We start from the raw sequence: 11669 nt of genomic DNA, 5'->3' as shown, positions 1-11669 counted from the left end.
TGCCGGCTTTATTTTCTTAATGGAGACTCTCTCTTATGGTCTTAAATGCCTGAATTACAAGCGTAGGAATAATTGCAAATATAAAAATGGTGATAAACTGCCTTGCGTTTAAATCTGCCACGTAAAAAAAGGTATGAAGCCTTGGTATGAATAGAACCGCTGCCAAAAGAATGGCCCCAGCCTCAAAGGCCATAATGCTCCATAAATTGCTTTTAAATCCTATCTTTAAGATGGAATGGCCGCTTCTGCAGTTAAAGCCATGAAACAGCCTTGCCAGGGTCAGGGTGGAAAATGCCATGGTGCTGGCAGCGGCCTCGCTTCCGGTCACCATGCCTGTATGGTAAGAGGTCATGGTACAGCCCGCTATGAGGGCCCCCTGAAGCAGGACCTGAAGGACAAAACGCTTTGTTAAGATTCCTTCTTTGGGATTCCTGGGCTTTTGGGCCAATAAGTCCGCCTCCGCCTTTTCCATGCCGATTGCAATGGCTGGAAGAGAGTCGGTCAGAAGGTTGATAAACAGTAAGTGAACCGGCGCAAATGGAGGTGGAAGAGCCAGAAAGGATGTATACAAGACGCATAATATCCCAGCCATATTTCCTGATAAAAGAAATTTAATGGCATTCCGGATGTTCCGGTAAACATTACGGCCATTGGCAACCGCCTTAATTATGGTTGCAAAGTTATCATCCGTCAGGATCATGGCAGAGGCATCCTTTGACACTTCTGTCCCCATTTTTCCCATGGCAACCCCGATGTCGGCCTGTTTTAAGGCCGGAGCGTCATTGACCCCATCTCCTGTCATGGCTACGATGTGGCCTTTTTTCTGCCAGGAGCGGACGATCCGTATTTTATGCTCCGGCGAAACTCTGGCATAGACGCTGATATGCTCCAGCTTTCGGCTCAATTCCTCCTCCGACATATCATCAAGCTCCGGTCCGCTGACTGCCAAATCATCGTCTCCCCAAATGCCTATTTTCTCCGCAATGGCAGATGCAGTGATCTTATGGTCCCCTGTAATCATTACCGGGCGGATGCCTGCTCTTTTGGCATTTAATACGGCATTTTTTGTCTCCGGACGGGGCGGATCCATCATCGCGACCATTCCAAGAAAGGTATAGCCGGCCTCTGATTTTTCCGTCAGCTTTTCATCCTCATTCATTTCCCGGCAGGCAAAAGTCAAAACCCTGAGTCCCTGTTTGGAAAACTCCATGTTCTGCTCAATTAAGTTCTGCCGGTCCCCCTCCCTCATGTGGCGGATCCCTTCCCCTGTCCAAATATGACTGATCCTGGGAAGCAGCACATCCACCGCTCCCTTTGTGAACAGTACCCTTTTTCCTTCGATCCTGTGCATGGTGCTCATAAGCTTTCTCTTGGAATCAAAGGGAATCTCCCCTGCTCTGGGGTAATAGGATTTCATGGCTTCCTCATTTATTCCCACCCTTTCGGCCATTTGCACCAGTGCGGCTTCCGTCGGGTCCCCTAACAGCTTTCCTTCTATGTAAGCGGAATCATTATTTAAAACAGCATCATACAACAGATATTTATGTACTGGAACCTCTTTGTTTAAGAGCTCCGGAGGATAAAGGCGGCTGTTTACGTAGATTTGCTGTACGGTCATGCGGTTTTGTGTCAATGTTCCAGTCTTATCGGAGCAGATGACAGAAACGCAGCCAAGGCTTTCCACTGCCTTTAAATCCTTTATGATGGCATTCTCTCCAGCCATTTTCTGTGTGCCCATTGCCTGAACGATAGTGACAATGGAACTTAACGCTTCCGGTATCGCTGCAACCGCCAGGGCTACGGCAAACATCAGGGAATCTAAAACCGGCATCCTCCGGTAGATGCTAAGGCCGAAAACTACCGCACAAATAAACAGGATAGCTGCTGCCAGCCTGCTTCCGAACTGGTCTAAGCTTACCTGAAGAGGTGTCTTTTTTTCCCCCGTGTCATTCATAAGGGAAGCGATCCTGCCGATTTCCGTATCCATTCCGGTACCTGTGATCAGTACCTTTGCCCTGCCTGCTGCCACCAGGGAACCGGAAAACACCATATTCGTCTGCTCGGCCAAAGGTACCTTCTTTTCCCGGATCCTACCCGTCCGTTTCTCCACATTAATGGATTCTCCAGTCAGGGAGCTTTCATTGACCAAAAGGGAGTAATTTTCCAGGATCCGGCCGTCTGCCGCTACCATGTCCCCTGCTTCCAGGAGCAGTATGTCCCCAGGAACGATCTCCCCCGAAAAGATTTCCTGCTTTTTCCCCTCTCTTATCACCTTTGCTACCGGTGACGACAGGGCCATAAGACTGTCTAAGGACTTCTCTGCCTTCTGGTGCTCCACGGTTCCCAGAATCGCATTCAGCAGAAGCACTGCAAAAATCACTCCTGTGCTCTCCACGTCACCAGATATCATAGAAATCACTGCTGCTATAATCAGGATGATGACTAACAGGTCTTTAAACTGGTCCAAAAACACCTGGAAAGCGCTTTTGCGTTCCGCCTTCTTTAGTGTATTCGGACCATATGTCTGCCTGCGCCTCAGGACCTCCCTGGAATCCAGGCCGTTCCTGCCTGCGCCGAGCTTAGCAAGGGCCTCATCCTCCGATAAACGAAACCATTCTTCCATTCTGACGCTCCTTCCTGTTTCTCATATTATCGGACTGCTTCCGATAATCAGATAGACGGGCTGAAAGGCAGCCCTTTTATCAGAAATCCGAAAAACGATTACTGATAACCTATACTATGGTATGAGACAGGTAGTGAATTTCATGAATGATTTTAGCTTGGTATTGACATGGACCGGATAGCAGACACTAACTCAATAAATTGCTATAGGCCCATACGGCCCATCGATAATTTCTATTTTCGTTTCAAAAATATTAGTCAAAACGTTTGAATCCATAATCTGATCTACCGTGCCAAAAGCGGCAATTCGTCCGTTTTTCATCGCACAGATTCGATCAGAATATTTGGCCGCAAAATTAATATCATGCATAACAGCCACAATGGTTCTTCCAAATTCATTGGCCGCATGCTTCAAATGTTCCATCATCTGAACAGAACGGGCAACATCAAGATTGTTCAAAGGTTCGTCAAGAAGTACATATTCCGTCTCCTGGCACAAAACCATTGCCACATATGCCCTTTGTCTTTGGCCGCCGGAAAGCTCATCCAAATATCTGTTTTCCAGATCAGTCAACTCTAAAAAATCAATATATTTAGAAATAATGGCTTCATCCTCTTTCGTTAATCTTCCTTTTGAATAAGGAAAACGGCCAAATCCAGCCAGCTGTCTGACAGTAAGCCTTGTTACAAAATGATTTTCCTGTCGCAAAATAGTCAAAACTTTTGCTAAGTCCTCTGATTTCGATTCAGTAACATCCATATCCGCCACCTTAATATGGCCTTCTTCCATATCCAAAAGTCTTCCAATCATCAAAAGTGTTGTAGATTTTCCAGCACCATTGGGTCCGATCAAAGAAGTGAGACCTGCTTTTGGTATTTTAATATCCAAAGGTCCTATTTCTACCTCATCATACGACTTTCTGGCATTATCTATTATTATCATAAAGTACCTTTCCTTAAAATTACGATTAAAAATGCTATTCCGCCAAACATCTCGATAATAACTGAAACTACTCCTTGAGCCCTGAATATATGGTACATAAAAAAGTAAGCACCTGTTATTATCAAAAATCCAATCGCAAGAGACATTGGAAAAATGTATCTGTGATCATATGTTGGCGCCGCTTGATAACTTAAAGTTGCAACTAAAAATCCATAAAAAGTAAGCGGCCCAACCAAAGCCGTAGAAATTGACATCAAAACAGATACTAAAATCAGAGCATAAATCACATGAACTTGATGTTTGACACCCAATGAAGTAGAGCAATCTTTTCCAAGTGACACAACATTTAACTTCTTAGAATAAGCAAGAAGAAGTATAGCTACAATTATTACAACCGGAATTGCAAGAGGAAAATATTTAGAATCCGCATTGTTGACAGAGCCAAACAATCTTGCCTGTAAAATATCAAACTCTGACGGTGCAAGAAGTCTTCTCATAAACGATGATAAAGACTTCAGCCCAGTCCCCATAATAACGCCAACTAAAAGCATAAGCTGTAAATTTCCATACTTTCCGGAAAGCAGCCAGCCATAAAGGATCAGGCACATCAAGACCATAACAACAACTTGAAATACAAAGGATCCAATCCCACTAAAATTAATAAAGGCACTGGCACCAAAGAAAAATATGGTACTGGTATGAATGGTTGAGTAAAGTGCTTCAAAGCCTAAAAGGGAAGGGGTTATAATCCTGTTACTCGTAATCGATTGGAAAGTGACTGTCGATAAACTCTGACAAACGGCTGAAATGATCATCGCCGTAAGAGCGAACATCCTTCTTCTTACAACCGGGAGAAAAGAAGGAGAATCAATTGGAACTGGATTATTATAAACCAAAAGTCCATAGGAAGCAAAAACACCCAAACCAATCAAGGTTATCAACAATATCCAATATTTTTTTTCTTCTTTTTTAGAACGAAAAGCTCTCGCTGATCTGTGTTCATGATGAAGGCCGGTATTGTATTCTATTCCGTTCATCTTAGCCTCCTTTGCCTTAATAAGATAACAATAAATACAATTGATCCCACTGTTCCAAGAATCAAAGAGACAGGAACTTCAAAGGGCATTATAATTGTTCGGGAAATAATGTCACAAAGAGTTATTACGCCCATTCCCAACACACATACCCAAGGCAGATTACCCCTAAGATTATCTCCTCTGTACATGGAAACAATATTGGGTACAATTAAACCTAAGAAAGGTAAATTTCCAATAACAGCTGTAACAATTCCAACCGCAATAGAAATAAGACCGGTCCCCAAAATAATTATCTTATTATAATTTACTCCAAGACTCGTAGCGACATCTTCCCCCAGACCGGCTAACGTCAGCTTATCCGCATAAATAAAAATAAAGCCAGTAACTATAATAATCAGCCATAAATATTCGTATCTTCCGATTTGAACGGCTGCAAACGAGCCTACAAACCAGCTTTCAATATTTTGCGTCATTTGGAAGGTAAGTCCTATAAAAGTAGAAAATGCAGAAATAACTGCTCCAAGCATCATCCCAATAATCGGGACAATCAAAGACGAACGGAGTTTCACTCTTCTTAAAAACAGAAAGAAAATCATAGTTCCTATAAAAGAAAACATGATTGCCCCGGTCATTCTTAAAACTAAAGTTGGTGCCGGAAATATTAAATAGACAATGAGAAGTCCCAAACCCGACCATTCAATCGTCCCTGTTGTTGTAGGTTCAACCAAACGATTTTGTGTAATAAGCTGCATGACCAGTCCTGACATTGACATTGCCGCTCCGGTAAGCATGAGTGCAGCTGTTCTAGGTACCCGCGTTATGAAAAACATATCCCTTCCATCCGCTTGACCCTGTATATCATAAGCTCCGGTAAACAGTGATATAATACCTAAAATAATAACAACGATAATCGCTAATATAAAAGGTTTTGTCCATTTCTTATTGTTATAATAACGTTGGGGCTGAGAATTCCCAGCCCCAATCATTTTTTTCGCTGTATTTTTCAACTCTTTGCTATACTCCTATATACTATTCAGCCAAAGCCTTTGCAAGGTCTCCAAATAACTCCAGATATGTTTGTATGGATTCGTTTGTGTAAGTATCAGCTGGTGCATAAACGATATGCCCTTCAGAAACAGCGGTTACGTTTTGAAGAGCAGGTGATTGATCGATAACGTCCTGAGCAGGAACCGCATCAGTTGTAGAAGATACTGCAGCATCACGGTCTAATACGAAAATCCAATCCGGATTACTTTGTGCTATCGCTTCTACAGAAATATCATCCCCTTGATGATCGGAAGTCGTATTATCAATATCTAATGCCGGAACCCATCCGAACACTTCATACATCGGCCCCCAAACACGGCCGGAATGAGGAGCTGAAAAGCCGATATTACCACCGGAAACCACAACACTCATAATGGTATCTGTTCCGTTATATGCAGATTTAACAGCTTCGATCGCCTGATCAAAGTCAGCTGTCAATTGTTCAGCTTCTTTGTTTTTATCAAAAATTTTTCCAAGTGCTACGGTGGAATCCTTAAGTCCGTTTACTAAGTTTTCTCCAGGTGTATCCGCTTCCTCAGAAACATCAAAATTTAAATCAATAACAGCTGCATTTGGCACTAATTTTTTTATTTCTTCATAATAGGACGCAAATCTTTGACCGATTATTACGAGGTCAGGGTCTGCAGCTGCTATAATCTCAAGATTCGGTTCGCGGTGATTTCCGATATCCAGAACAGATTCATCGGCTACATATAGGGAATCCGCCGGCATTACACCCTTTGGAGCAGCGACTAATTTAATTCCCCAGTCTGATAATGTTTCATAAGTTCTATTATCCAAAGAAATTACCTTTTGAGGATTTACAGGAACTGTAACCATGCCATGAATATCTTTAATTTCAACCGTTAAAGCTTCTTCGCTCTTAGCAGCTGCAGTGGTTTCAGCGGCCTGAGACGCTTCAGTGGTCTCAATGGTTTCAGTAGTTTTAGAAGTGCTTGGACTTGAGCAGGCTGTCATCATTAAAGCGGCCGCTGCCATAATGGTAGTTAATTTTAATACGTTGATTTTTTTCATTTCATCTCCTCATTTAATAAATATATTCAGTTAGTTGACGCTAACTTTTTTCATTATATTATTATAAATGATTATTGTCAACTGCTTTACTGATTTTTCCGCGACAAACCTATGAATGTGTTCTGGTTCTGGTCAATCCTCATAGGATAACCGTGCTGGATTTCAGTGTGCTGGAAACTATTGATTTTCAAGGGAACACATCGGATATTATTCTAACTAAGTAAGGCCCCTGCAAAAATATGCAGAGGCCTTAAGGTATTACTAACTCATCTCTATTCTAACTCCAGTTCAATCAGTTTATGTTCAAGCACATCCACCAGTCCCTTATCAGTCAGCCCCAGATCTGGAACCGTCGGAAGGGATATAAAACTTAAGGACATAAACGGGGCTTCCATCTCACAGCCCATTTTTTTTGCATCCGCATTCAGAATATCCAGCTGTGCCATCACTTCTTCCGCTGTTTTTTCACTCATAAGGCCTCCAATCGGCAGCTCCATGCTGTTTAAGATCCCTCCATCACAGGCTACTGCCAGCCCTCCATTCAGTCTGGCAACTTCATTCACTGCCACCGCCATATCTTCATCATTCGTCCCTACTACCACTATATTATGGTGGTCATGGGACATGGAATAGGCCAGCGCCCCTTTCTTCAGTTGGAATCCACGGACAAATCCAACTCCAACATTGCCATTTTTTCCATACCGTTCTACAACTGCAAGTTTGAGTATATCCTGTTCAACATCCGATAAAACAGAACCATTCTTTACCTTCATTTCTTTTATGATATGATGGTTAATGATCTGCCTTGGAATCATATCAATTACATGAATATTCGTCGTTCCATCTGTTATCTTTGATGCTGCCCGGAAGGAATCAGAAGTGATTTCATTTTTCAGGATTACCGTATTTTTAATCCACTCAGGGTAATCACTCACCCTGCATTCTTCCAGAAGTTCACCGTCTGCTGCAACCACCTTTCCCTCAAATATAACCATGGTAGGCTTTACAATACGCCAGTCTTCCACAAGGAAAAGATCTGCCAAACGGCCGGGAGTAATGCTTCCGATTTCATCTTCCATGCGGAAATGCTTTGCCGCATTCACCGTTGCTATCTGAATCGCTTCCATCGGGTCCAGTCCCAGTTCCACAGCTCTTGACACATTATAGTTAATATGTCCTTCCACCTGTATCTCCCTCGCATGTTTATCATCGGTGCAGAACATAATATTAGAAGTATCCAGTCGGTTGTCAACAATCCCCTTAACCAGTTCGTCCACGTTCCGCTCGCTGCTTCCTTCCCGGATAAACACCTTCATTCCCACCTTCAGGCGTTCCAGCATTTCATTGGTATTTACGCATTCATGGTCGTCAGATATTCCCGAAGAAGCATATACATTCAGTTCCTGCCCCAAGCGTCCTATGGCATGCCCGTTTACCAGTTTTCTCCGCGAAAGGGTATCCGCTATCTTATGGAGGTACTCATCTTTTACAAAGAGAATCTTAGATGGATCCAGTTCTCCCAAGCTGACGCTTTCTTCCCAATCCATGATGTCTGCAACTTCCTTTGCTCCCAGAACTGCTCCTGTCGTCTCAAGTCCTGGTGCAGTTGGCACCCGGGAAGAGACTTCAATCAGCATTCTGTATGGAAGGCGGTTCATAGACTGCAGCATTGCCCTTAGCCCCTGCTCTCCTGCCACATTTGCAATTTCCATTAAATCTGCACACAATGTGGTCGTTCCCTGGGGAACTACTACGGAAGCCAGCGCTTCCGGGGAAAGCATGGTGGACTCAAAGTGCATATGGGCATCTATCAGCCCCGGCAGCGCATATTGTCCTTTACAATCCAGCACGCGTTCCGCTTCCAGAACTGCATCAGGGTCGATGGATACAATTCTTTTGTTTTTAATATATATATTCGTGGGATACACTTCGCCTGAAAATACATTTACCAGTTTCACATGTTCCAGTTTCAAATCGCAGGGATGCATCCCCAGACCTGTCTCGATCGTATTCTTTATTTCCTCAAATGTTCTCATATTCATTCCCCTCCTATAAAATAATCTCCAGCAGCAGATACACAATAAAGATAACCGTTAACACCCACACCGTCTTTGTCATTTCCTTTGCCTTACCGGCGGCAACCTGACCAATGGTATATCCAATTAGTCCAAACAGGATTCCATATGCAATATTATAGGTAAATGGCATAAAAGCCACTGTAAGAAATACCGGAAGTGCGATGGACACATCATCAAGTGGCAGCTTCCTTAATGGCTCTATCATAAATATCCCTACCATAACCAAAGCTGGCGCCGTAGCGATCGATGGAATCATAAGAAACAACGGTGATAAAAACAACGTGAACAAAAACAGCACCCCAGTCACACAGGCGGTAAGACCGGTTCTTCCGCCTTCGTTAATCCCGGTTGCACTTTCTGCGCCATAAATCGTCACCGTATTCGTTCCCAGTAATGCCCCAACAGCCGCTCCGCCGGCACTTACAAACAATGCCTTACCGGCGCACGGAATATTCCCCTTCTCATCCACCAGGCCGGCTTTCGATGAAACACCTAAAAGGACACCGATACTGTCAAACAGATCCACAAAGAGGAAACTGATAATAGCGAAAATTACTCCCAGCACCATTTCCGGTGTTCCTGAGAACAGCCCCTTTAGCGTCAGCTTACCAAATGTAGGTGCCATGGCTGTCACTGGATTATCAAAGGAAATGATGTGGTCCGGAATCACCGTATATGCAATTCCTGTCATTGGATCTTTTACCAGAATGCCAAGCGCAGTCACAACCAGGATCCCAATCAGGATCGCGCCTCTGAACTTCTTGATCACCAGGATCGCCGTAAGGAAAATCCCAAATAGTGCAAGCAGAGCTCCAGGATTGGCTAAATCCCCCAGCGTCAGCAGTGTATCCGGAGAAGATGTAACAATTCCCGCCTGCATGAGCCCCGTAAAAGCGATAAAAAATCCAATTCCTGAACCCACCGAATGTTTGATGCAGTCCGGCATGGCATCCACGATTTTCTGCTGTACCTTAAATATACTTAACAGCATAAACGTAATTCCGGATATTGCCACACAAGCTAAGGCATTCTGCCATGGAAGCCCAAGCGTGTTGCATACATAATATGTAAAATAGGCATTCAGTCCCATGGCAGGTGCAAGAGCAAACGGCAGATTCGCCCAGAGTCCAATCCAGATGCAGGCAATGGCCGATGCAACAGCAGTTGCCCAGAAAACTGCTTTCGTGTCCATCCCTGCTGCCGACAGGATTCCCGGATTTACTGCCACAATGTAGACACAGGTTAAAAATGTTGTGGTTCCCGCTAATATCTCTGTTTTAATATTCGTCCCTCTCTCTGAAAGATGAAAAAAATGATTCAGCTTATCCCCCATAATATTGTCTTCTCCTTATATGTTAGTATGATAATATGGTATTACCTTATTATTCTTTAAAAAATAAAGTACCTTTACAGCACTTTATTCTTTCACTAAATCTCATCCTCATATACATTCTTTACTCTTAGAAGACTGAATTTTATGTATTTCGTATCATAAAACTCAGTATCATAAATAACCGGTCTATTATCTTGATTGTAATTTATCCCATGAAATACCAGAACACTGTCACACTCCATCTTCCGCCCGCAAACGGTTTCCTGCTCCATCTCCATGCGGTTCATGGTTTCTATCCGGATCTTATCTCTAACAATAAAGCATCCGCCAGACTTTCTTAAGATATCAAAGGTGGATTTCCCTTCGACTGCCTCTCGTTGCAAGTCATCTCCTGCCAAGCTGCATGCAAAACGGTCGATGCTGATAATGGCTGGATTTCCATTTGCTAAATAAATCTTTTCAACTTCATAGATTTCTTCCCCATCTTCCAGTTGAAGAATCCGTGCAACCTTATCTTCAGCTTTCAATTTCCTGACATCCGCAACTTCAACGGTTGCTTTATAACCACAGGATTCTATCAGTCTTGAAAACTCTTCTCCCGGCATAAGATTCACTTGAATATTTAAAGCTTCCGGATTGACAAATGTTCCTCTTCCATGAATTCTTAGGACTATCCCCTCCTTCTCCAGTTCATCCAATGCCCGGCGCACTGTTACCCTGCTGACTCCAAGATTCGAAGACAGTTCATTCTCCGGCGGCAGCTTTGTATTTCCCCCTAAATCCAAACTTCGAATATACTTATAAAGATAGTTCTTAACTGAGCTGCTTAAATTGGGTTTAATCATTGGGTGAAGTTCCATATTCTCTCTCGCTTTCATAAGGTATTACCATATTATCATTTTATCAACATGGGGATTTTCTGTCAATATATAACATTCCATTTTCCATCGGCAAATTCAGTCTTGAAGTCGGGCTTTTTATATTTGTTTCCTATTGCAGGGGAACGTTTTTTTTATTATAATTTCATCATGGGATAAGTAACTCGCAAATCGTAAGCAACCATGTTAAGAAAGGACATGATAACCGTGGAAAAAATAACAAGCTTTACCATCGACCATTTAAAACTTCTTCCAGGCATCTATGTCTCCCGCAGGGATCAGGCCGGGGACTCTGTCATTACAACCTTTGATATCCGCATGACCCGCCCTAATTTTGAGCCTGTTATGAATACAGCAGAAATCCACACCATTGAACATCTGGGTGCCACCTTCCTGCGCAACCATGAATTCTTTACTTCCCGGATCCTGTACTTTGGCCCTATGGGCTGCCGCACCGGCTTTTACCTTCTGCTGTCCGGTGATTACAAGTCCAGGGACATTGTGCCATTGATCACGGAAATGTATGAGTTCATACGGGATTTTGAAGGCGAGGTACCAGGAGCAGCTGCAAGAGACTGCGGCAATTACCTGGACATGAATCTTGGAATGGCTAAATACCTGGCTGGAAAATTCCTTGATTCTGTGCTGTACGGTATCGATGACGACCAGCTTATTTATCCTGAAGATTAAGGGCGG

Annotated in this window: 9 protein-coding genes; 1 reads left to right on the top strand and 8 read right to left on the bottom strand. The window is 43.3% G+C overall.

What is annotated here, in order from left to right; translation table 11 throughout:
- Positions 1-16: 16 nt before the first annotated feature.
- The 8 genes from BMW45_RS07750 to BMW45_RS07715 all read right to left on the bottom strand — a co-directional run bounded on the left by BMW45_RS07750 (position 17) and on the right by BMW45_RS07715 (position 10973).
- A complete protein-coding gene (locus BMW45_RS07750; protein WP_092241938.1) occupies positions 17-2623 on the bottom strand; it encodes a cation-translocating P-type ATPase in 2607 nt (868 codons plus the stop codon).
- A gap of 192 nt (positions 2624-2815) precedes the next feature.
- A complete protein-coding gene (locus BMW45_RS07745) occupies positions 2816-3565 on the bottom strand; it encodes an iron ABC transporter ATP-binding protein (protein ID WP_025230406.1) in 750 nt (249 codons plus the stop codon).
- The gene (locus BMW45_RS07740) at positions 3562-4602 is read right to left on the bottom strand and encodes an iron chelate uptake ABC transporter family permease subunit (RefSeq protein ID WP_025230407.1); all 1041 of its coding nucleotides are present in this window, start codon (positions 4600-4602) and stop codon (positions 3562-3564) included. The genes BMW45_RS07745 and BMW45_RS07740 overlap by 4 nt, the downstream gene beginning before the upstream one ends.
- Complete coding sequence (locus tag BMW45_RS07735; protein ID WP_242882951.1) at positions 4599-5609, bottom strand: ABC transporter permease; 1011 nt, start codon at positions 5607-5609, stop codon at positions 4599-4601. Before BMW45_RS07735 ends, BMW45_RS07740 begins: the two co-directional genes overlap by 4 nt.
- Before the next feature lie 22 nt (positions 5610-5631).
- The gene (locus BMW45_RS07730; RefSeq protein WP_092241935.1) at positions 5632-6684 is read right to left on the bottom strand and encodes a siderophore ABC transporter substrate-binding protein; all 1053 of its coding nucleotides are present in this window, start codon (positions 6682-6684) and stop codon (positions 5632-5634) included.
- A gap of 272 nt (positions 6685-6956) precedes the next feature.
- On the bottom strand, positions 6957-8720 hold the full coding sequence (gene ade, locus BMW45_RS07725) for an adenine deaminase (protein ID WP_092241932.1): 1764 nt from the start codon (positions 8718-8720) through the stop codon (positions 6957-6959).
- A 13-nt stretch (positions 8721-8733) separates the two neighbouring features.
- Positions 8734-10095 carry an NCS2 family permease gene (locus BMW45_RS07720; RefSeq protein WP_092241923.1) on the bottom strand — a complete coding sequence of 454 codons (1362 nt, stop codon included), beginning with the start codon at positions 10093-10095 and terminating at the stop codon, positions 8734-8736.
- Positions 10096-10190: 95 nt separating this feature from the next.
- Complete coding sequence (locus BMW45_RS07715; RefSeq protein ID WP_242882949.1) at positions 10191-10973, bottom strand: GntR family transcriptional regulator; 783 nt, start codon at positions 10971-10973, stop codon at positions 10191-10193.
- Positions 10974-11180: 207 nt separating this feature from the next.
- On the opposite strand from BMW45_RS07715, the gene BMW45_RS07710 reads away from it, so the two are divergent.
- A complete protein-coding gene (locus BMW45_RS07710; RefSeq protein ID WP_092246276.1) occupies positions 11181-11663 on the top strand; it encodes an S-ribosylhomocysteine lyase in 483 nt (160 codons plus the stop codon).
- Positions 11664-11669: the final 6 nt, after the last annotated feature.

It is taken from the genome of Lacrimispora sphenoides, from assembly GCF_900105215.1.
Classification (GTDB): domain Bacteria; phylum Bacillota; class Clostridia; order Lachnospirales; family Lachnospiraceae; genus Lacrimispora; species Lacrimispora sphenoides_A.
Note: the sequence above shows the minus strand (reverse complement) of the source record. Positions and strands in the feature narration are given on the sequence as shown.